This is a genomic window from Ancylobacter lacus, assembly GCF_018390635.1.
Classification (GTDB): domain Bacteria; phylum Pseudomonadota; class Alphaproteobacteria; order Rhizobiales; family Xanthobacteraceae; genus Ancylobacter; species Ancylobacter lacus.
Genome location: NZ_JAHBGE010000078.1, coordinates 40,691 through 61,938 on the forward strand (window position 1 = coordinate 40,691; position 21,248 = coordinate 61,938).

Annotated in this window: 19 protein-coding genes and 1 pseudogene; 13 read left to right on the forward strand and 7 right to left on the reverse strand. The window is 71.7% G+C overall.

The annotated features are described in order from the left end of the window. Positions 1-8 precede the first annotated feature (8 nt). Positions 9-995: a cobaltochelatase subunit CobS gene (gene cobS, locus KHC27_RS19230; RefSeq protein WP_213341244.1), complete on the reverse strand. Its 987-nt coding sequence runs from the start codon at positions 993-995 to the stop codon at positions 9-11. A gap of 53 nt (positions 996-1,048) precedes the next feature. Next, complete coding sequence (locus KHC27_RS19235) at positions 1,049-1,675, reverse strand: J domain-containing protein (RefSeq protein WP_213341246.1); 627 nt, start codon at positions 1,673-1,675, stop codon at positions 1,049-1,051. 121 nt (positions 1,676-1,796) lie between these two features. Between KHC27_RS19235 and KHC27_RS19240 the strand changes: the two genes are divergently transcribed. Continuing rightward, positions 1,797-2,114: a BolA family protein gene (locus KHC27_RS19240; protein WP_213341248.1), complete on the forward strand. Its 318-nt coding sequence runs from the start codon at positions 1,797-1,799 to the stop codon at positions 2,112-2,114. A 49-nt stretch (positions 2,115-2,163) separates the two neighbouring features. Here KHC27_RS19240 and KHC27_RS19245 read toward each other — a convergent pair. The 3 genes and pseudogenes from KHC27_RS19245 to KHC27_RS19255 all read right to left on the reverse strand — a co-directional run. Then, positions 2,164-2,946 (reverse strand): annotated as a pseudogene (locus tag KHC27_RS19245) (transporter associated domain-containing protein); the annotation flags it as partial. Between the two features lie 86 nt (positions 2,947-3,032). Continuing rightward, positions 3,033-4,157 (reverse strand): 3-dehydroquinate synthase, encoded by a 1,125-nt coding sequence (aroB, locus tag KHC27_RS19250; RefSeq protein ID WP_213341252.1) that lies wholly within the window; start codon positions 4,155-4,157, stop codon positions 3,033-3,035. Beyond that, entirely contained in the window at positions 4,147-4,752 is a 606-nt protein-coding gene (locus KHC27_RS19255) for a shikimate kinase (RefSeq protein ID WP_213341254.1), read from the reverse strand. Before KHC27_RS19255 ends, aroB begins: the two co-directional genes overlap by 11 nt. A gap of 229 nt (positions 4,753-4,981) precedes the next feature. On the opposite strand from KHC27_RS19255, the gene KHC27_RS19260 reads away from it, so the two are divergent. The 7 genes from KHC27_RS19260 (at position 4,982) to KHC27_RS19290 (ending at position 12,247) form a co-directional block, all read left to right on the forward strand. After that, positions 4,982-5,125, forward strand: coding sequence for a hypothetical protein (locus KHC27_RS19260; protein WP_213341256.1), 144 nt, complete (start codon positions 4,982-4,984; stop codon positions 5,123-5,125). Continuing rightward, entirely contained in the window at positions 5,122-6,318 is a 1,197-nt protein-coding gene (locus tag KHC27_RS19265; RefSeq protein ID WP_213341258.1) for a tyrosine-type recombinase/integrase, read from the forward strand. Before KHC27_RS19260 ends, KHC27_RS19265 begins: the two co-directional genes overlap by 4 nt. A gap of 345 nt (positions 6,319-6,663) precedes the next feature. After that, complete coding sequence (locus KHC27_RS19270; RefSeq protein ID WP_213341261.1) at positions 6,664-7,230, forward strand: helix-turn-helix domain-containing protein; 567 nt, start codon at positions 6,664-6,666, stop codon at positions 7,228-7,230. Positions 7,231-7,328: 98 nt separating this feature from the next. Next, on the forward strand, positions 7,329-7,823 hold the full coding sequence (locus KHC27_RS19275; RefSeq protein ID WP_213341421.1) for a GNAT family N-acetyltransferase: 495 nt from the start codon (positions 7,329-7,331) through the stop codon (positions 7,821-7,823). Between the two features lie 253 nt (positions 7,824-8,076). After that, positions 8,077-9,030 carry an acetyl-CoA carboxylase carboxyltransferase subunit alpha gene (locus KHC27_RS19280; protein ID WP_213341263.1) on the forward strand — a complete coding sequence of 318 codons (954 nt, stop codon included), beginning with the start codon at positions 8,077-8,079 and terminating at the stop codon, positions 9,028-9,030. Between the two features lie 245 nt (positions 9,031-9,275). Next, a complete protein-coding gene (locus tag KHC27_RS19285) occupies positions 9,276-10,775 on the forward strand; it encodes a L,D-transpeptidase family protein (protein WP_213341265.1) in 1,500 nt (499 codons plus the stop codon). A gap of 242 nt (positions 10,776-11,017) precedes the next feature. Then, positions 11,018-12,247 (forward strand): MFS transporter, encoded by a 1,230-nt coding sequence (locus tag KHC27_RS19290; RefSeq protein WP_213341267.1) that lies wholly within the window; start codon positions 11,018-11,020, stop codon positions 12,245-12,247. Between the two features lie 475 nt (positions 12,248-12,722). Here the strand turns inward: KHC27_RS19290 and secA are convergent, their stop codons facing one another. Then, complete coding sequence (secA, locus tag KHC27_RS19295; protein WP_213341269.1) at positions 12,723-15,518, reverse strand: preprotein translocase subunit SecA; 2,796 nt, start codon at positions 15,516-15,518, stop codon at positions 12,723-12,725. A gap of 417 nt (positions 15,519-15,935) precedes the next feature. Here secA and KHC27_RS19300 point away from each other — a divergent pair, with 417 nt between their 5' ends. The 3 genes from KHC27_RS19300 to mutT all read left to right on the forward strand — a co-directional run bounded on the left by KHC27_RS19300 (position 15,936) and on the right by mutT (position 18,959). Next, the gene (locus KHC27_RS19300) at positions 15,936-16,970 is read left to right on the forward strand and encodes a peptidylprolyl isomerase (RefSeq protein ID WP_213341271.1); all 1,035 of its coding nucleotides are present in this window, start codon (positions 15,936-15,938) and stop codon (positions 16,968-16,970) included. 299 nt (positions 16,971-17,269) lie between these two features. Continuing rightward, positions 17,270-18,517: a bifunctional glutamate N-acetyltransferase/amino-acid acetyltransferase ArgJ gene (argJ, locus tag KHC27_RS19305; protein WP_213341273.1), complete on the forward strand. Its 1,248-nt coding sequence runs from the start codon at positions 17,270-17,272 to the stop codon at positions 18,515-18,517. A gap of 28 nt (positions 18,518-18,545) precedes the next feature. Beyond that, on the forward strand, positions 18,546-18,959 hold the full coding sequence (gene mutT / locus KHC27_RS19310) for an 8-oxo-dGTP diphosphatase MutT (RefSeq protein WP_343210945.1): 414 nt from the start codon (positions 18,546-18,548) through the stop codon (positions 18,957-18,959). Between the two features lie 25 nt (positions 18,960-18,984). Here mutT and KHC27_RS19315 read toward each other — a convergent pair whose 3' ends face one another. Beyond that, the gene (locus tag KHC27_RS19315) at positions 18,985-19,998 is read right to left on the reverse strand and encodes a methyltransferase domain-containing protein (protein ID WP_246520092.1); all 1,014 of its coding nucleotides are present in this window, start codon (positions 19,996-19,998) and stop codon (positions 18,985-18,987) included. 86 nt (positions 19,999-20,084) lie between these two features. Here KHC27_RS19315 and KHC27_RS19320 point away from each other — a divergent pair, with 86 nt between their 5' ends. Both KHC27_RS19320 and grxC read left to right on the forward strand, forming a co-directional pair. Beyond that, positions 20,085-20,957 carry a ComF family protein gene (locus tag KHC27_RS19320; protein WP_213341277.1) on the forward strand — a complete coding sequence of 291 codons (873 nt, stop codon included), beginning with the start codon at positions 20,085-20,087 and terminating at the stop codon, positions 20,955-20,957. Positions 20,958-20,984: 27 nt separating this feature from the next. Beyond that, entirely contained in the window at positions 20,985-21,242 is a 258-nt protein-coding gene (gene grxC, locus KHC27_RS19325; RefSeq protein ID WP_213341279.1) for a glutaredoxin 3, read from the forward strand. The last annotated feature ends 6 nt before the right edge of the window (positions 21,243-21,248 follow it).

The window sequence follows — 21,248 nt, forward strand, 5'->3', positions numbered from 1 at the left end:
GGCTCAGCTCAGCTCAGCGCCACGTTCACCGCGGATTCGCTGAGCTCCTTGCCGAAGCAGCGCTGATAGAACTCGGCCACCAGCGCCCGCTCCAGCTCGTCGCACTTGTTCAGGAAGGTGACCCGGAAGGCGAAGGCGAGCTCCCTGAAGATCTCGGCGTTCTCCGCCCAGGTGATCACGGTGCGCGGGCTCATCACCGTCGACAGGTCGCCATTGATGAAGGCCTGGCGGGTGAGGTCGGCGAGGCGCACCATCCGCGCCACCGTGTCCCGGCCTTCCGTGGTCTGGAAGTGCTTGGCCTTGGCGACGACGATGTCGACTTCCTTGTCGTGCGGCAGGTAGTTCAGCGAGGTGACGATGGACCAGCGGTCCATCTGCGCCTGGTTGATCTGCTGGGTGCCGTGGTAGAGGCCGGTGGTGTCGCCGAGGCCGATGGTGTTGGCGGTGGCGAACAGCCGGAAGGCCGCGTGGGGCCGGATGACGCGGTTCTGGTCCAGCAGGGTGAGGCGGCCGGAGGATTCCAGCACGCGCTGGATGACGAACATCACGTCCGGGCGGCCGGCGTCGTACTCGTCGAACACCAGCGCCACGTTGTTCTGGTAGGCCCAGGGCAGGATGCCATCGCGGAACTCCGTGACCTGCTTGCCGTCCTTCACCACGATCGCGTCCTTGCCGATCAGGTCGATGCGGCTGATGTGGCTGTCGAGGTTGACGCGCACGCAGGGCCAGTTGAGGCGGGCCGCGACCTGCTCGATATGGGTCGACTTGCCGGTGCCGTGATAGCCCGTCACCATCACGCGGCGGTTATGGGCGAAGCCGGCCAGGATCGCGAGCGTGGTCGCGCGGTCGAACAGATAGTCCGGGTCGAGGTCCGGCACATAGGCGTCCGGTTCGGAAAAGGCGGGAACCTCGAGGTCGAGGTCGATGCCGAACACCTGCCGGACCGAAACCTTCATGTCGGGGGTGGGGGCGGCCTCGGTAAGCGTCGCAGTCATTCGTCCTCCGTTGCCGCGTTCTGCCGCGGGCTGATGCTGCAGGCACGGGCCTCTTAGCAGAAGCCGGCACTCTTCAGATAGTTATAGGCCTCGATCACGCCGCGCAGGCGATCCTCGGTCGATATGTCGCCGCCATTGGCGTCGGGGTGGTATTTCTTCACCAGACTCTTGAACCGCGCCTTGATCTCCTCGGCGCTGGCGCTGATCTCGACCCCAAGGGTCTCCAGCGCCTTGCGTTCGGCGTTGCGGATCATCCGGCCCTCGCGCGGCGGCTCGGGGTCGGGCCGGGCCCGCCCGCCCATGTCGCCGAACATGCCGAAGGGGTCGGCGACGCCCTCGCGCGGGTCCTGCCGGCGGAAATGCTCGCCGGCCCGGCTGGCGGCGCCGTTGGCCCCCATCTTCCAGGTCGGCCGGTGGCCGGTCATCGCGTCCTTCTGGTAGGCCGCGACGGCGTCGTCCTTCATGCCGGCGAAATAATTATACGACTGGTTGTACTCGCGCACATGGGCGAAGCAGTAGCGCCAGAATTCACCCTCGCGGTTGCGCCCCTTGGGCGCGCGATGGGTCGCAGGCTCGTCGCAGCCCGCCCATTCGCAGGACGGCGCGCTCGCCTGGAACCGCCGCCGGTCCTTGTCCGGCTTGACGCGGATACGATCGAACAATGGAGAGTCGAGCTTCATGGAACCGATTATGCTGGGCGCGATGCAGGTATACAAGAAACCGCAGGCACGTCACGGCCAACCGTGACGGGATATTGACGCAGTGTGTCCCCCCGGATACCGCAGCCCACGAGTTCCGCACATGCCGACCTTACCCCCTTCGTCCGATCCGTCCACCGCCGCGCCGGCCGCGGTGGTCGAGGCGCTCGCCCGCGTCCGCGCCGCCCTGGCCGAGCTCTCCCCCTCCGTCCTCGAACTGGAGGACGAAAGCCACCGGCACGAGGGCCATGGCGGCTACCGCGCCGGACAGCTCACGCATCTGCGGGTGCGGATCGTGGCGGAGGCGTTTCGCGGGCAGAACCGGCTGGCCCGGCATCGGCTGGTGAACGGCTTGCTGGCGCAGGAGATCGCCGGCGGCCTGCACGCCCTCGCCATCGAAGCCAGGGCACCCGGCGAATAGCTTCCCCGATATGGTGCGGCGGGTGCGAAATTCCAGATCGCGCCCCCGCTCAGGCCGCAGGGCGGGGCGGCGGCAGCGGCATGACGCGCAGCAGGGTGATGCGGTTGCGCTGGCGGCGCATCACATGGAAGCGGAAGCCGTGGAAGATGAAGCTCTGCCCCGGCTCGGGGATGATGCGGGCTTCATGGATCACCAGCCCGGCGACGGTGGTGGCTTCCTCGTCCGGCAGGTGCCAGCCCATGGCGCGGTTGAGGTCGCGAATGGCGACGCTGCCCTCCACGCTCACCGAGCCGTCGGGGTGGCGGCGGGCGCTGGCGAAGGCCTTGTCGTGCTCGTCCGAGATGTCGCCGACGATCTCCTCGAGGATGTCCTCCAGCGTGACGAGGCCCATCACCTCGCCATATTCGTCGACCACCAGCGCGAAATGCTGCTTGCGTCGGCGGAAGGCCTTGAGCTGGTCGGAAACCGAGGTGCTGTCCGGCACGAACCACGGCCGCAGCGCGATCTTCTCCACGTTCAGCGCGTCCAGCCGGTCGCCGATCGCCTGAAGCTCGCGCAGCAGGTCCTTGGCGTGCAGCACGCCGACGATGTTCTCGGGCGTGTCGCGCCACAGCGGCAGGCGGGTGAACGGCGAGGCCATGACCTGGCCGACGATCTCGCCCGGCGAGTCCGACACGTCGATCGTCTCCATCTTGGTCCGGTGGACCATGATGTCGGAGACTTCCAGCTCCCGCAGGTTGAGCAGCCCGGCGACCATGTCGCGGTCGTCATTGCCGAGGCCGGCGGCGTTCTGCAGCAGCGTCATCGCCTGCTGCAGCATGTCCTCGCGGGAGGGGCCGGCCGCCGTCGCCGCGGCCGTCTCGGCCCGGCGCTGGCGCGCCAGCCGGGCCCTCAGCCGGGCGATCAGCGGATGCGAGATCATCCGCGCTCGGCGTCCAGGAAGGCCCGCACCGTGGCCGGGTCGACATCGCGGGCAATGAAGGAGGCGCCGATGCCGCGGGCGAGGATGAAGGTCAGCGCGCCGCGCGAGACCTTCTTGTCCTGCGCGATCAGCGCCATCAGGCCCTCGGTGTCGGGCAGTTCGCCCGGAATGTCGGGGATGCGGGTCGGCAGCCCCACCGCCTTCAGGTGGGCGGCGACCCGCTCGGCGTCCTGCGGCGCGCACAGGCCCTGCGCCGCGGAGAAGCGGAAGGCCTGCGCCATGCCGATCGCCACCGCCTCGCCATGGAGCAGCCGCTGCGAGAAACCGGCGCCCGCCTCCAGCGCGTGGCCGAAGGTGTGGCCGAGATTGAGCAGGGCGCGGTCGCCGGTCTCGAACTCGTCGCGCGCCACCACGTCGGCCTTGGCCGAGCAGCTGGTGGCGATCGCCTCGATGCGGGAGGCCCCGCCCCGGAACACCTCCTGCCAGTGCCGCTCCAGCCAGCCGAAGAAGGCGGCGTTGTCGATGAGGCCGTATTTCGCCACCTCGGCATAGCCGGAGCGGAACTCGCGCAGCGGCAGGGTGTCGAGCACGTCGGTGTCGGCCAGCACCAGGATCGGCTGATGGAAGGCGCCGATCAGGTTCTTGCCGTGGCGGGAATTGATGCCGGTCTTGCCGCCGACCGAGGAATCCACCTGCGCCAGCAGGCTGGTCGGCACCTGCACGAAGTCCACCCCGCGCCGCAGCACCGAGGCGGCGAAGCCGGCGAGATCGCCGACAACCCCGCCGCCCAGCGCCAGCACCAGGTCGCGCCGCTCGATCCGGGCGGCGAGCAGGCCGTCCAGCACCTGCTGGAGCGTGTCGAAGCTCTTGGAGGCCTCACCGGGGCTGACGGTGACGGTGGTCGGCGCGAGCCCGGCCTCGCGCAGCGAAGCCTCGACCGTGGCCAGATGCCGTTCGGCGACATGGGAGTCGGTCACGATGCCGACCCGGGCGCCGGGGCGAAGCCGGGCGAGGCGGGGGCCGATCTCGCGCAGCAGGCCGGGGCCGATCGCGATCTGGTAGGCCCGCGCGCCGAGGCCGACGGGGACGAGGGTGGGGGCGGGCAGGGCGTCAGCCAGCATCGGTTGGGTTTCCGTCGATGTCGTCGAGATGGCGCTGGATCGCGGCCATCACCTCTTCCGCCATGACCTCATGGGGAACGTCGTGGGAGACGACCGTCACCGCCGCGCCGGCGTAGACGGGGTAGCGCTCGTCGATCAGCCGGGCGAGGATCGCGGCAGGGTCGCCGGTGCGCAGAAGCGGGCGGTCGTCGCGCCGCTTCACCCGCCGCAGCAGCACGTCCAGCTCGGCCTTGAGCCATACCGAAAGGCCATGTTCGGCAATGGCCTGGCGGGTTTCCGCGTTCATGAAGGCGCCGCCGCCGGTGGCCAGCACCATCGGCCCGCTCTCCAGCAGCCGCGAGATGACGCGCTTCTCGCCGTCACGGAAGGCCGGTTCGCCATGGGCGGCGAAGATCTCCGGGATCGTCATGCCGGCGGCCTGCTCGATCTCGGTGTCGGCGTCGGCGAAATGCATGCCGAGCCGCCGCGACAGGCGCTTGCCGACCGAGGACTTGCCGGCGCCCATCATGCCGACCAGCACGATGGAGCGGGAGCCGAGCCGGTCCCGCAGCCGCGCGGCCTGTTCGCTTTCCGGTTCGATGGCGAGGGAGCCCATGGCGGTCGTCTCGGGTCGGGATCACCGCGCCTCGGCCGGCGCGTTTCCCAGCCGGACTAGCATCGCGCGCGGGGCGAGGCAATTCGCGGGTTCCAGCGGCGGGTTTCGCGGTGCGGCGGAAACCGCCTAGCATGGGGATCCTGTCCGCCCCGCGATTCGGCTGAACGCCCATGCCTCCGTCCATGCCGCACAGCGTGCTGCCCCATCCCGAGCCCGCGCGCGCCGCCCCATGCCGAGCCTGATCCGCCTTCTCGCCGTTCTCGCGCTGCTCGGCGGCCTCGGCTATGGCGCGATGTGGGCGCTGGCGACCTATGTGCAGCCGCATGAACGCGAAATGAGCGTCACCGTGCCGCCGGAGCGCTTCGCCAAATGACCGGGCCGGGGCGCCCGCGCAGCACGGTGCGGCCGACCCAGGGGCCGGTCGCGCTGTTTCTCGACATGCTCGCTGCCGAGCGCGGCGCCAGCGCCAACACGCTGGAAGCCTATGCCCGCGACCTCGCCGATTACGAGGATTTCCTCGTGACCGATGGGTGCGGTGTGGTGGACAGTGAGACCGACAACATCCGCGCCTATCTCGCCGCGCTCACCGCGCGCGGCTTCAAGGCGACCAGCGTCGCCCGCCGGCTCTCCGCGCTCCGCCAGTTCCACCGCTTCCTCTATCTCGAGGGGTTGAGGGGAGAGGACCCCGCCGCGGTTCTGGAGGGGCCGAAGCGGGGGCGGCCGCTGCCCAAGGTGCTCTCGCTGGAGGAGGTGACCCGGCTCATCGACACCGCCCATGCCCGCGCCGCCGAGCCCGGGCTCGCGCCGGGGGAGCGGGCGCGGCGGGTGCGCACGGCCTGCTTCGTCGAACTGCTCTACGCCACCGGGCTGCGCGTTTCCGAGCTCGCCGCTTTGCCGGCCGCGGCGGCGCGGGCCCAGGGCGACGCCATCATCGTGCGCGGCAAGGGCAACAAGGAGCGGCTGGTGCCGCTCGGCGCCCCGGCCCGCGCCGCGATGACCGCCTGGCGCGAGGCGCTGGCGGCGGCGCGGGCCGCGCAGGAAACCGCGCCCCCGGCCGTCGCCGGGAGGGGCGCGACGCCGGAGCGCGCGGCAAAGGCCGGCAGCGCAAAGGCCGCTACCTCAAAGGCCGGTACCGCAAGGCGCGACAGTGTGCAGCCGGGCGAAACCGGAGGCGGGGCAGGGGCCGGCATGGAAACCGGGGGCACGGCGGAAACCGGCGCCGCGGCTGCGGGCGGCACGGCGGCGCCCCGCCGCAAGGTCGCGGCAGCGCCGGCCGGGCGCTTCCTGTTTCCCTCGGCCGCCGCCGCCGGCCACATCACCCGCCAGCAGGTGGGGCTGGACCTGAAGGACCTCGCGCTCGCGGCCGGCCTCGACCCGGCGAAACTCTCGCCCCATGTGCTGCGCCACGCCTTCGCCAGCCACCTGCTGGCCCATGGCGCCGATCTGCGCGCGGTGCAGACCCTGCTCGGCCATGCCGACGTCTCGACCACGCAGATCTACACCCACATCCTCGACGAGCGTCTGAAGAGCCTGGTGCGCGACCTCCATCCCCTCGCGGGCGATTGAGCCCGCGCGGGCAGGGGTGTGCCCCCGAGGGCGGGGACGCCCGCGTGGGCCGACCCGGGCAGGGCGCGCCTCTGCCGCCGCGCAGAGCCCGGATGGCCGCGCCCGGCAGGGGCGGCGGCCTGATCCCATTGTTCATCCGTCAGCGGCGCCCTGTCCTGCGCTGCCCGCCCGACGGGCGGTGGCCCATCCTGCGCCCTGAGGCCCTCAGCGCGGTTCTGCCGTCCGCGCCGGTGCCTGTCGGCGCCATCGCGTGTCCTGGCGCTGGCCGCGGGCAGCGGCTTGCGCGCCGCTGCCCGCGCGCTGCGCCGGCTTGTGCCGTACAGGCTCGTCCATTATAAGAGACGTATGTCTGATATAATGGACGACACCCCCGCCCGCCTCGCCCGCCGCATCCGGCTGGAGCGCGAGGCGCGCGGCTGGTCGCTGGCCGAGCTGGCGGAACGTTCCGGCGTCGCCAAGGCCTCGCTGAGCCGGATCGAGCGGGAGGAGATGAGCCCCACCGCGGTTCTGCTCGTCCGCATCGCCGCCGCCTTCGAGCTGACCCTTGCCGGGCTGCTGCTGCGGGCGGAGGGCGGCGGCAGCCGGCTGGTGCGCGCGGCGGCGCAGCCGGAATGGACCGATCCCGGCTCCGGCTATGTCCGCCGGCAGATCTTCGCCCGCCCCGACCATCCGCTGGAGCTGGCGCGGATCGAGCTGCCGCCGGGCCGGGAGGTGACGCTGCCGGCGGCGTCCTATGCCCATATCCGGCAGATGCTCTGGGTGATGCAGGGCCGCCTCGTGCTGCGCGAGGGCCGGGAGCGCCATGAGCTGGAGGCCGGCGACGGCTTCGGCTTCGGCCCGCCGGTGGACGTCACGCTGGCCAATGAATCGACGATGCCCTGCATCTATCTCGTCGCCCTGACCCGGAGCTGATGGTCATGACCGCCTCCCCGCCGTGCTCGCCGACATTCTCCCCGACGTCGCCCGAGGCGGCCTCCGCCGGGCCGCGCGTGCGGCCGCTGGCCCCCGACATGGCGACGGTGGAGGCGCTGGCCGCCCTGCTGGTGGCGACGGTGGCGGGGGGCGGCTCGGTCGGCTTCATGCACCCGCTCGCCTCCGAGGCGGCCCGCCGCTTCTGGGAAGGCGCGCTGGCCGCCGCCGGCCGCGGCGAGCGGACCGTGCTCGGGGCTTTCGTGGGCGAGGAGCTCGCCGCCACGGTGACGCTGGTCACCGGCCTGCCGGAAAACCAGCCCCACCGCGCCGAGATCGCCAAGATGATGACCGCCCCGGCCCATCGCGGAAGGGGGCTGGCCAGCGCCCTGCTGGTCGAGGCGGAGCGCCGCGCGGTGGCGCAGGGCCGCAGCCTGCTGGTGCTCGACACCGCGGAGGAGGGCGGCGCGTCCCGCCTCTATGAGCGCCACGGCTTCGTCCATGGCGGCACCATCCCCGACTACGCGCTGAAGCCGCAGGGCGGCCTGACCGCCACCCGGCTCTACTGGAAGCGGATCGGCGGGGGAGGGGCCTGAGCGCCGCCGCGTCGCCCGCCGGTGTCTGCCCGGCGTCAGGCCATCCGCCGGGCCGCTTTGCCGTTTGCGCGCGCGGCAGCGGGTTCCGGCGCGGCGCCGTAGGCGGCTTCTGCGCGCCTTTCTCATCGCTGCCTTGACGTCGCCACCCTCGCAAGGCAGCTTCCGCGCGCATTTCGGGCGCGTCCGGCCGGGCCGCCCGCAGCCGAGCCCTACCCGGGGTTCGGGACCGCTCTCGAAGGATCGCCCACCACCGATGCGCAGCTATCTCGATTTCGAAAAGCCCGTGGCCGAACTCGAAGCCAAGCTTGAGGAGCTTCGCGAGCTCTCCGCGAAGGGCGATGCGGTGGCGATCGGCGACGACATCACCCGGCTGGAGACGAAGGCCGCCGAGGCGCTGGCCCAGCTCTACGCCAATCTCACGCCGTGGCAGAAGACGCAGGTGGCCCGCCACCCGCTGCGGCCGCATTTCTCCGACTTCGCCGCCGCGCTGTTCGAGGAGTTCACCCCGCTCGCCGGCGACCGCAAGTTCGGCGACGACATGGCCATTCTCGGCGGGCTCGCCCGGTTCCGCGGCCGCGCCGTGTGCCTGCTCGGGCAGGAGAAGGGCTCCACCACCGAAACCCGCATCAAGCACAATTTCGGCATGGCCCGGCCCGAAGGCTACCGCAAGGCGGCCCGGCTGATGGAGCTGGCCGACCGCTTCCAGCTTCCGGTGATCTCGCTCGTCGACACCGCCGGCGCCTTTCCCGGCCTCGACGCCGAGGAGCGCGGGCAGGCCGAGGCGATCGCCCGCTCCACCGACGCCTGCCTCGCGCTGGGCGTCCCCAATGTCGCCGTGATCATCGGCGAGGGTGGCTCGGGTGGCGCCATCGCCCTGGCGACGGCCAACCGCGTGCTGATGCTGGAGCATTCGATCTACAGCGTGATCTCGCCGGAAGGCGCGGCCTCCATCCTCTGGCGCGACACCGCCAAGGCCCAGGAGGCGGCGACCAGCATGCGGATCACCGCGCAGGATCTGGCGCGATTCGGCATCGTTGACACCATCATCGCGGAGCCGCCGGGGGGCGCGCACCGCGACCCCGCCGCCGCCATGTCGGCGACGGGCGATGCCATCGAGGCCGCGCTGAACGGGCTCGAAGGGCTGGATGCCGCCGGGCTGCGCAAGGCCCGGCGCGAGAAGTTCCTGGCCATCGGCCGGGGGCTCTGAGGCCGGACCCGCCGCCGCGAGGCGGCGGAGAGAAGGACCACACCACGGCAGGGGGTGCCGTGCGCGGTGGGGTGCGTGCGTCACGGTTCGGGTACGTCGCCGCCGCGGGAGGCGGATGACGCGATTGTGAGGGGGTGGCGGCCGCCGGGCCGCGCTTGCGGTAACCGGTCCGCAAGGGTAACGCTCTTAGCCGTGATACTCGTCGACGCCGTCGGGAACGGGGAGTGTTGGGTTTGAAGGCTGTGGTGACATCGGGGCTTGGGGCTTTCCTGCGGCATCGCGGCCGCGCGGTGCTCTTCGCCTCGGTCGCGGCGCTGGCGCTGGCGGGCTGCAACGGCAGCAGCGGGCCCGGCCCCAACGCACGCTCGATGAAGCGTCTTTCCCCCGAGACGGTGGCGCTGATCCAGAGCAAGGGCATGTCGCAGGACAGCCCGCTGGTGGTGCGCATCTTCAAGGAAGAATCCGAGCTCGAGGTCTGGAAGCAGAAATCCGACGGCGAATACGCCCTGCTGAAGACCTATCCCATCTGCCGCTGGTCCGGCGAGCTGGGGCCGAAGGTGAAGGAAGGCGACCGCCAGGCGCCGGAAGGCTTCTACACCATCACGCCCGGGCAGATGAACCCGAACTCGAACTACTATCTCGCCTTCAACATGGGCTTTCCCAATGCCTATGACCGCGCCTGGGGCCGCACCGGCGCGAACCTGATGGTGCATGGCGACTGTTCGTCCTCGGGCTGCTACGCCATGACCGACGAGCAGATCCAGGAAATCTTCGCGCTCGGCCGCGACAGCTTCATGGGCGGGCAGCGCTCCTTCCAGGTGCAGGCCTATCCCTTCCGCATGACGCCCAAGAACATGGCGCGCCACCGCGACAACCCGAACATGCCGTTCTGGCGGATGATCAAGGAAGGCTACGACACCTTCGAGATCACCAAGCTGCCGCCCAAGGTGGATGTCTGCAACAAGCGCTACGTGTTCAACGCCACCCCGGCCGACCCGACCCAGCGTTTCGAGCCGAGCGCGGCCTGCCCGCCCTATTCGGTGCCGCCGGATCTCGAGCAGCAGATCGCTGAAAAGCGCGCCGCCGACGACCGCGCCATGGCGATGATCGCGCCGCTCACCCCGGTCGAGCCGGTGAAGACCGGGAAGGACGGCGGCATGAACGAGGTGTTCCTCGCCAAGCTGCGCAACCCCTCCGCCGCCGCGCCGGGCTCGCTGCCGCCGGTGGTGAAGCCGCCCGGGCTGGATTACGGCGTCGCCACCAACGCGCCCGCCGACATTCCGCTGCCCGGCGTGACCCCGCCCGGCGAGAGCGGGCCGAGCGCGGCCGCTTCGGTGGCGCTGGCGACCGCCGACGTGCCGGTGCCGATGGCCCGCCCGGCGGACGCGCCGGTCGGCACGCCCTCCGAGACCCAGCTCTTCGCCCGCGGCCTGCCCGCCACCCCGACCACCCAGGTCGCGGCGGTGGCGCCGGAGGGCGACAATTCCTCGCTGCTGAGCACCGTGGCCCGCCTGCTCGGGCGCAGCGACAGCGCCGAGCCCACCGTGCAGGGCTCGCCGGCGGTGAACGCCGCCAACGCCGCCTCCTCGGGCTTCTCGCTCGGCCGGCTGTTCGGCCAGGAGGAGGCGCCGCCCGCGCTGACGCCGGCGCAGGCGACCCTCCCGGCCGAGGTGCCGGCGGCGCCGGTGCGCCCGGCCAGCGCGACCGAGACCCTCTCCGCCGAGGTCGCCCCGCCGGCGCAATAGCCCCGCGCTTCCCGCCCGCCGCGCCGCGCGCGCCGCTCGTGTCCTGATGCGCCTCTTGGCGCCGGGATGCCGGCGCGAAGCCGCCGTCCGCTCCTCGCTGGCGCGGCGCATCGCCCGCGCCCCGGGGGTGGATCGTCACAAAGCGATGTTCTCGCGCGGGGACGGCCCCTAGGATCGGGGCACCCGATCCGGGGCGGTTGTGCCCTCTGGATCGGGGTACCCGAGCCGGAGCCGTTCTGCCCATGTCGTCGCCCTCCCTGACGTCGCCGCCGTCCCTGGCGCCCGCCGCCCTCGACAGCCGCGCCGGCTGGCCGGTGGTGGCCGGCACCCATGTGCTGACGGCGGTGATCTTCGGCTCGTCCTATGCGTTCGCCGCGCTGTTTCCGGGCCTCGCCGCGGAATTCCAGGCCTCGCGCGGCGCGACCGCGCTGGTGTTCTCGCTCTCGGCGGCGATCTACTGCTCGATGGGCGCCTTCGCCGGGCCGCTGGGCGACCGGTTTCCCCCGCGCGTGCTGGTGCTGGCCGGGCTGGCGGTGATCATCGCCGGCTATGTCGCCGCCGCCTTCGCGCCGACGCTGGCGCTGCTCTACGTGTTCTACGCGCTGGGCGCCGGAATCGGCATCGGGCTGTGCTACGTGCCGGCGCTGGGGGCGGTGCAGTCCTGGTTCCTGCGGCAGCGGGCGCGGGCTTCCGGCATCGCGCTGGCGGGCCTCGGCGTCGGCACGCTGGTGCTGCCGGCGCTGACGGCGCGGCTGATGCCGGAGCTCGGCTGGCGCGGCGGGCTGCTGATGCTGGCGGGGGTCTGCGCGGTGCTGGGCGTGCCGGCGGCGCTGCTCATCCGCCGCCGCGGCTTCGCGGTGAACACCGCGCGGGCGACCCGCTCGCCCGGCATGGCGGTGCTGTGGCGCGACGGCCGCTTCCGCCAGCTCTACCTCTCGATGATGCTGGCCTCGTTCTCCATCTACATTGCCTATGTCCATCTGGTGCCGGCGACCCAGGATATCGGCCTGCCGCTGGAGACCGGGACGCTGCTGGTGGGGCTTATCGGGGTCGGCAGCGTCGGCGGGCGCTTCGTGCTCACCGGCTTCGGCGACCGGCTGGGCCCGCACCGGCTGCTGATGCTGCTGACCTTCGCGCTCGCCGGCTGCTTCGTGCTGTGGGCGGCGGCGACCAGCTTCACGCTGCTGGCGGCCTTCGCCGTGCTGTTCGGCCTCAGCTATGGCGGCTGCGTCGGGCTCTACCCGGCGGTGGCGGCGGAACTGTTCGGCGCCCGCCACATCGGCGCGGTGCTCGGGCTGCTCTACACCGGCGTCGGCGTCGCCGCGCTGCTGGGGCCGACGCTGGCCGGGGTGGTGTTCGATCTCACCGGCAGCTACGCCATGCCGATCCTCGTCAGCGCCGCGGCGGCGGCGGTCTCCGGCCTGCTCATCATCGGCCTCGGCCCCCGCGACGAAAGCGAGCACCTCACCTGAGGGCGGGTGCCGCCGGGGCGGCGTTCCACAAGGACGTGTGCCAGACGTCCGCGACCCTCATGTCTGCCGGGTCCGCGGAGCTGCCATCATGAAGCCCCTTCCGCCCCTCATCGTCTGAACCCAGCCAGACGAACATACCAGCGCGGGCTTTCCAGCGTCTGGCGCACCATCTCGCGATCGAACGCCGCGAGGGCGGTCTTGCCGTGGGAAAAGACGTTTTCAAAACGTCTCGATGGTTGCCTTCAGGCCGTCATCTTGCGGGGCCGTGCCCGGATCCGGCGCCCAGAAGCGGCCGCAGCGCGAAGGCGGCCACGGGGTAGACGAGATGCCGGTAGCGCGCCGGGTCCGGCATGGCACGGCCTCCATCCCTCATCCCGGGGTGGCGGGACAATGGATGGAGGCCGTGCAGCTCAAGGTTGCGCGTCGGCCGGGCCGGCGCGCCAGCGCCTCGGGACGAAACCGGCGCGCCGGCGCCTCAGGCGAAGCGGCCGTGGCAGTGCTTGAACTTCTTGCCCGAGCCGCAGGGGCAGGGCTCGTTGCGGCCGACCCGGCCCCAGGTGGAGGGATCGTCGGGGTCGCGGTTGGCGGCGGCGTCGGCATCCTCTGCCGGGGCCAGCGTCACCGCGAGGTCGGCCTCGGCAATCGCCAGCTCGTCATTGCCGGTGAGCGGGTCGAGGTGGTGGGCCACCATCTGGGGCAGCGGCTCCGGCTCCGGCGGCTGGGTCATGATCTCCACCCGCATGAGCTGGGAGGTCACCGCCTCGCGCAGGCTGGCGAGCATCGCCTCGAACAGCTGGAACGCCTCGGACTTGTACTCGTTCAGCGGGTCGCGCTGGGCGTAGCCGCGCAGGCCCACCACCTGGCGCAGATGGTCCAGCGTGACCAGATGCTCGCGCCAGAGGTGATCCAGCGTCTGCAGCAGGATCGACTTCTCGACATAGCGCATCAGGTCCGGGCCGTACTGGGCGGCCTTGGCGGCCATCACCTCGTCGGCCCGGGCGCGGATGCGCTCGCGCATCTCCTCGTCGGCGATGCCTTCTTCCTTTGCCCAGTCGGCGACCGGCAGGTCGAGGCCGAGCCGCTGGCGCAGCGTCTCCGCGAGGCCCTCGGTGTCCCACTGCTCGGGATAGGCGTTGGGCGGCACGAATTTGGCGACCATGTCGTCGACCACGCCGTGGCGCATCTCGGCGACGGTCTCGGCGACGTCCTCGTCCTGCATCAGCTCGACGCGCTGCTCGAACACCACCTTGCGCTGGTCGTTCATCACGTCGTCGTATTTCAGCAGGTTCTTGCGGATGTCGTAGTTGCGGGCCTCGACCTTGCTCTGGGCCTTCTCCAGCGCCTTGTTGATCCAGGGGTGGACGATGGCCTCGCCCTCCTTCAGGCCGAGCCGCTGGAGCATGCCGTCCAGCCGGTCGGAACCGAAGATGCGCATCAGGTCGTCTTCCAGCGACAGGAAGAACTTGGAGTGGCCGGGGTCGCCCTGGCGGCCGGAGCGGCCGCGGAGCTGGTTGTCGATGCGGCGGCTCTCGTGGCGCTCGGTGCCGAGCACGAACAGGCCGCCGGCTTCCAGCGCCTTCTTCTTGAGGCGGGCGATCTCGTCGCGGATGGCCTGTTCGGCGGCGGCGCGCTCGGGGCCTTCCGGCAGGTGGTTCAGCTCGTGCGAGATGCGCATGTCGGCATTGCCGCCGAGCTGGATGTCGGTGCCGCGGCCGGCCATGTTGGTGGCGATGGTGATCGCGCCCGGCACGCCGGCCTGCGCGACGATGTAGGATTCCTGGGCGTGGTGGCGGGCATTCAGCACCGCGAACACCTTGTCCTCGGTGTGGCCGCTGTCGCCGTCATAGAGCGGGCGGAAGGCGTCGGGGTCGGTGAAGTCCTTCTGGCGGAAGCCGCGCGCCTTCAGCATCTCGGCCAGCAGCTCGGACTTCTCGATCGAGGTGGTGCCCACCAGAACCGGCTGGCCGCGCGACTTGCAGTCGGTGATCAGGTCGATGATGGCGTTGTATTTCTCGCCGGCGGTCCGGTAGACCTCGTCGTCGTCGTCGACGCGCTTGACCGGCAGGTTGGTCGGGATCTCCACAACCTCGAGGTTGTAGATGTCCTGGAATTCCGCCGCCTCGGTGTTCGCCGTGCCGGTCATGCCGGCCAGCTTCTCGTACATGCGGAAATAGTTCTGGAAGGTGATGGAGGCCAGCGTCTGGTTCTCCGGCTGGACCTTGACGCGCTCCTTGGCCTCGAGCGCCTGGTGCAGGCCTTCCGAATAGCGCCGGCCGGGCATCATGCGGCCGGTGAACTCGTCGATGATCACCACTTCGTCGTTGCGGACGATGTAGTCCTTGTCGCGCTGGAACAGGGTGTGGGCCCGCAGCGCCTGATTGACGTGGTGGACCACCGAGACGTTCTCGATGTCGTACAGGCTGTCGGACTTCAGCAGCCCGGCACTGAGCATGAGCTGCTCCATCTTCTCCATGCCGGCTTCGGTCATGGTGACGGAGCGCTGCTTCTCGTCGACCTCGTAATCCTCCTTGGAGAGGCGGGGAATGTACTGGTCGATGGTGTTGTAGAAATCGGAGCGGTCGTCGAGCGGGCCGGAGATGATGAGCGGCGTGCGCGCCTCGTCGATGAGGATGGAGTCGACCTCGTCCACCACGGCGTAGTGGTGCGGACGCTGCACCATCTGCGCGAGGTCGTACTTCATGTTGTCGCGCAGATAGTCGAAGCCGAGTTCGTTGTTGGTGGCGTAGGTGACGTCGCAGGCATAGGCCTCGCGCCGCTCATTGTCGTCCATGCCGTGGACGATGATGCCGGTGGTGAGGCCGAGGAAGCGGTAGACCCGGCTCATCCACTCGGCGTCGCGCTTGGCGAGGTAGTCGTTGACGGTGACGACGTGGACGCCCTTGCCGGTGAGGGCGTTGAGGTAGACCGGCGCGGTGGCGACCAGGGTCTTGCCTTCGCCGGTGCGCATCTCGGCGATGCCGCGCTCGTGCAGCACCATGCCGCCGATGAGCTGCACGTCGAAATGCCGCTGCCCCAGCGCGCGCTTGGCCGCCTCGCGCACGGTGGCGAAGGCGGGCACCAGCAGGTCGTCCAGCGTCCGGCCCTCGGCGAGCTGCTTGCGGAACAGGTCGGTGCGCGCCCGCAGCTCCTCGTCCGAGAGCTTGACCATCTCGGGTTCGAGCGCATTGATGGCGGCGACATTCGGCTGGTAACCGCGCACGCGGCGGTCATTGGCCGATCCGAAAAGCTTTCGCGCGAGGGCGCCGAACATCGTGTCTTCCAATCCGTCCCGCCAGGGCAGGTGACGGGCACGGCGGTGGCGGGCCGCCGGGCCCTGTATGTGCGACGCAGGGTCGCCGCTCCGAACCAGCCGCGCTTTACGGCCGAAATGGGTCGCCGGAGGCGTGCGGTGCGGATGACGCGGGGCCGGCACGTCACATATATGCGAGCGTGGCGGTGGGACCGCGCCGCGTGCCACACTTATGAACGGGTTTGGGGGTTGTCAATTGGCGGCGGCCGCGGCTTCCGCGGCTTCCGCACCGTCCGCCGATCCTTCAACGGGGCCGCGGGCGTTATCCCCTTCTCCGCCTGCGCGCCCCCCATCGACGGACCTTGCAAGCCTGCGCCGACTGAGCGAGCTTTCGCCGCCCGAAGAGCGGACAACCGCAAAACCCCCAAGGACAGTTCTATGCACCCTCACCTCCTGCGCGCCGCTCTGCCGAACCCGGCGGCCCACCGCTCCGGCCTGCTGCGGGCGAGCCTCGCGGCCCTGCTGATCGCGGCGGTGGCCTCGCCGGCTCTCGCCCAGACCGCCGCGCCCGCCACCCCGGCGCCGGCCGCGACCACCGCCGCCCCCGCGGCGACCGGCGACGACCCGGTGCTGGCGACGGTCAACGGCGTCGCCCTGCGCAAGAGCGACCTCGCCGTTGCCGAGGACGAGCTGGGCGCCAGCCTGCCGCCTCAGCTCACCGGCCCGGCGCGCGATGAATATGTGCTCGGCTTCCTCATCGACATGACCGCGCTGGCCCAGGCCGCCGAGGCCGAGAAGCTGGCCGAGGGCGCCGAGTTCCAGCGCCAGCTCGACTTCGCCAAGAAGCGCATCCTCATGCAGGCCGCGCTCAACCAGGCGACCAAGGCCGCCATCACCGACGAGGTGATGAAGAAGACCTATGAGGACGCCCTGAAGCAGCAGAAGCCGGAAGAGGAAGTGCACGCCCGCCACATCCTGTTCCGCGCCGACCCCAAGGACGAGAAGGCTTCCGCCGCCGCCAAGGCGAAGGCCGAGGAGGTCGAGGCCAAGCTGAAGAAGGGCGACGACTTCGCCACCCTCGCCAAGCAGCTCACCGAGGACCCCTCGGGCAAGGAGACCGGCGGCGATCTCGGCTTCTTCACCCAGGACCAGATGGTGCCGGAATTCGCCACCGTCGCCTTCAAGCTGAAGCCGGGCGAGGTTTCCGAGCCGGTGAAGACCCAGTTCGGCTGGCACGTCATCAAGGTCGAGGAGAAGCGCCAGAAGCCGCTCCCGACCTTTGACGAGGTGAAGCCGCAGATCCAGCAGTTCCTCGTCCAGAAGGCGCAGGCCGAGCTGGTGCAGAAGACCCGCGACGCCGCCAAGGTCGAGAAGACCGCCGCCGCGCCCTCGCCGAGCGACCTGCGCACCAACGCGCCGGCCGCCCCGGCCGATGCCGACAACACCAAGACCGACCAGCCGAAGGCGCCCTGATCGCGCCCCCACGCCGGAAAGGCTTCGTAACGACGCAAGGAGGGGCCGCCCGCGAGGGCGGCCCTTTCGCGTCCGGCCCTCCCGGGTCCGGTCCTCCCGGGTCCCCTGCCGTCCGGCGTCTGTGTCGCCACGGCTCGCGGCCGGCCACGCGCGGCCGGGCCCCGGCGGCGGCGCGTGCCGGTGTGTTCGGCCGCGCCGTGCGACACCACCTTCGGCCTCTTGCGTGTGACGGCGCCTTCCGGCACACCCTTGGCGCCCTCCGGTGCCCTGGCGCCTTCCTGTCCGCAGAGACCTTTCCGATGGCTCACGACGCTCCGCTCTCCCCGCTCGCGCCCAAGCACACGCCCGAGGTCGGGCCGGTGGAAGGGGTGCGCTTCGCCACGGCCGAGGCCGGCATCCGCTACAAGGGCCGCACCGACGTGCTGCTGCTGACGCTCGACCCCGGCACCACCGTGGCCGGCGTCTTCACCCGCTCCAAATGCCCGTCCGCCCCGGTGGAGTGGTGCCGCGAGCAGCTCGGGCAGGGCACCGCCCGGGCGCTGGTGGTGAATTCCGGCAACGCCAACGCCTTCACCGGCTCGCGCGGCCGGGCGGCGACGAAGCTCACCGCCGAGATCGCGGCCCGGGCGCTCGGCTGCGCCGAGCACGAGATCTTCCTCGCTTCCACCGGCGTCATCGGCGAGCCGCTCGACGCCACCAAATTCGAGGGCGTGCTGAGCGAGACCGCGACCCGGCTGGCGCCGCTGCCCTGGCTGGACGCGGCCCGCGCCATCATGACCACCGACACCTTCCCCAAGGTGGCGACCGCCACGGTCGAGATCGGCGGCGTCGCGGTCACCATCGCCGGCATCGCCAAGGGCGCCGGCATGATCGCCCCCGACATGGCCACCATGCTGTCCTTCGTCTTCACCGATGCCCCGATCGCCGCGCCGGCGCTGCAGGCGCTGCTCTCGGCCGGTGTGGTGGACAGCTTCAACGCCATCACCGTCGACGGCGACACCTCCACCTCCGACACGCTGATGCTGTTCGCCACCGGCGCGGCGGCCAGGCGCGGGGCGCCCGCGATCGCGGACGCCGCCGATCCCCGCCTCGCCGGTTTCGCCGCCGCGCTGGACGGCGTGCTGCTGGACCTCGCCGAGCAGGTCGCGCGCGATGGCGAGGGCGCCCGCAAGCTGGTGCGCATCCATGTCACCGGCGCGGTCTCGAAGGAGAGCGCCCGCCGCATCGGCATGTCGATCGCCAATTCCCCGCTGGTGAAGACCGCGGTGGCGGGCGAGGACGCCAATTGGGGCCGCATCGTCATGGCGGTGGGCAAGGCGGGCGAGCCGGCCGAGCGCGATCTCCTCGCCATCCGCTTCGGCGCCATCCGGGTTGCCGCCGAGGGCATGCGCGACCCCGCCTATGACGAGGCCGAGGTTTCCGCCTACATGAAGAACGACGTCATCGACATCGGCGTCGACATCGGGCTGGGCGAGGGCGCGGACCGGGTGATGACCTGCGACCTCACCAAGGAATATGTCGCCATCAACGGCGACTACCGCTCGTGAGCGGCGGCCGGAGCGGGGAGACGGCACGGTGAAGCTGGTCCTGGTCGCCGCCGCGGCGCTGGTCGATGCCGACGGGCGCGTGCTGCTGGCCGAGCGGCCGGCGGGCAAGCAGCTCGCCGGCATGTGGGAGTTTCCCGGCGGCAAGGTTGAGCCGGGCGAGCGGCCGGAGGACTGCCTCATCCGCGAGCTGGCGGAAGAGCTTGGCATCGCGGTGAAGGAGGCGTGCCTCGCCCCTCTCACCTTCGCCAGCCACAGCTACGACACCTTCCAGCTCCTGATGCCGCTGTGGATCTGCCGGCGCTGGGAAGGCGTGGTGCAGGGCCGCGAGGGCCAGCGCCTCGCCTGGGTGAAGCCGGGCAGGCTGCGCGACTACCCCATGCCCCCCGCCGACGAGCCGCTGATCCCCGCCCTCATCGACCTGCTCGGCCCCGGCCGCGACTGAACCGCCCGGGCCGGGACTTCCGGCCTCAGCCCGGCTCGAAGGGCAGCCTGCGCTCGGTCGCCTTCAGCGCGTCCGCCAGCCGCGCCTTGGCCGAGCCCGGCCGCAGCGGCTGCTGCTGGCTCTCATGGGGCGCCCAACCGGAAATCCACGCGATCTCGAAGGTGGCCCGCACCCGCCCGTCCGGGTCGGCGAAGCGCTCGGCATAGACCTCGAGCAGCCGCGTCAGCGTGGCCCGGCGCAGCGGGGTGCGCAGCCGGTCGGCGAGCGGGTTGGTGGCGCCCATCCGGCGCAGATCGGCGAACAGCGCGAGCGGGTCGGCATAGCGCACCACGACGCGGTCGATATCGGTGACCGGCAGGGCGAGGCCGGCGCGCTGCAGCAGCCCGCCGAGGTCGCGCAGGTCGGCGAAGGGCGCGACCCGGGGCGAGATGCCCCCGGTGGTCTCGCTCTCGGCAATGGCGAAGGATTCGCGCAGCTCCGCCAGCGTGCCGGCGCCGAACAGCGCGGCGAGCAGCAGCCCGTCCGGCTTCAGCGCCCGGCGGATCTGGGCGAGCAGGCCCGGCAGGTCGTCGATGGTCTGCAGGGCGAGCGCGGACACCACGAGGTCGACCGAGCCCGGCGCCAGCGGCAGCGCCTCGCCCGCCATCACCGCGTCGATGTCCGCCCGCTCCGCCGGGCCGACGGCGACGAGCTGGTCGATGGCGGGGTGGCCGGCCAGCGCCCGGCGCAGCTCGCCGGAAGGGGTGCCGATGTCCGCCGCCAGCGCGAAGCGGCGGTTCACGGCGGAAAGCCGGTCGGCAAGGTCCTCCGCCACGCGCTCCAGCAGGAAGGGCTCCGGCCCCAGCGCCAGCGCACGGCGGCGGTGGGCCGCCAGCGCGGCGGCATCGAAGACGCGGTGGGGACCGTCCTCCGGCGCCACGCCGGACGCGGGGGATGCGGCCGCGAAGGGAGCGCTCGCGGCTCGGCCGGCGACGGCGACGGCGTCGGCCGGCGGCTCGGCGCCGGCAGGCATGTGGGGGCTTTGCCGCGTGTCCGGCATGGTGGCGTCTCCGTTCGTGGCCCGTGGCTCATGTAAGGCGTCGCGCGGGGAATGTCGCGGGGGGCCGGTCGTGCTAGCCTCGCGCCATGCACGCCTCGCCCACCGGTTCCCACGAGGAATGGCGCCCCGCCGAACCCGGCGCGGCCGTCACGCCGGTGCGCGCCGGCCGGCCGGCGGCGGCGCTGCGGCGGGTGCTGGCGCTGGCGGGCGGGCTCGGCCGGGCGCTGGTGGATGGGGTGCTGCCGCCGCTCTGCGTCGCCTGCCGCGCCGATGTCGACACCCCCGGCTGCCTGTGCGGGGCCTGCTGGAGCCGCATTCCCTTCATCGCCGCGCCGCTCTGCGACCGGCTGGGCACGCCCTTCGACGCCGGTCCGGCAACGGGCGGGCCGGGGCGGCCGCTGGTCTCGCCCCGGGCGCTGGCCGACCCGCCGGCCTATGGCCGGGCCCGCGCGGTCGCCCGCTATGACGGCGTGGTGCGCGACCTCGTGCACGGGCTGAAATATGGCGACCGGCTGGACATCGCGCCGCCGCTCGCCCGGCTGATGGCCGGGGCCGGCGCCGAGCTGCTCGCCGGGGCCGACGCGCTGGTGCCGGTGCCGCTGCACGCCCGGCGGCTGTGGCGGCGGCGCTTCAACCAGTCGGCGCTGCTGGCGCAGGGCATCGCGCGCGAAAGCGGGGTGCCGGTGCGGACGGGCTGGCTGGAGCGGCGCCGCGCCACGGCCCCGCAGGTGGGGCTGGAGCGCGGCCCCCGCGCCGCCAATGTCGCCGGTGCCTTCGCCGTGCCGGCGCCGATGGCGGCCGAGCTGCGCGGGCGCCGGCTGGTGCTGGTGGACGACGTGCTGACCACCGGCGCCACCCTCGACGCCTGCACCAAGGCCCTGCTGCGGGCCGGCGCCGGGGCGGTCGACGTGCTGGTGTTCGCGCGGGTTGTTGACGGGCCGCACCGGCCCATATCATAGGTTCGAGCCAACGAGCGGGTACGCGCCATGTCGACGGTCGAGATCTACACCACCTCCACCTGCCCTTACTGCCACGCCGCCAAGGACCTTCTGCGCCGCAAGGGCGTCGCCTTCGCCGAGATCGACGTGACGGGAAAGCCGGTGGAGCGCTCCGCCATGTCGCGGCGGGCGAACGGGCGGACCAGCGTGCCGCAGATCTTCATCGACGGGAATCACGTCGGCGGCTGCGACGACCTCTATGCGCTGGACCAGGCCGGCGAGCTGGACCCGCTTCTCGCCGCGTGAAGCCGT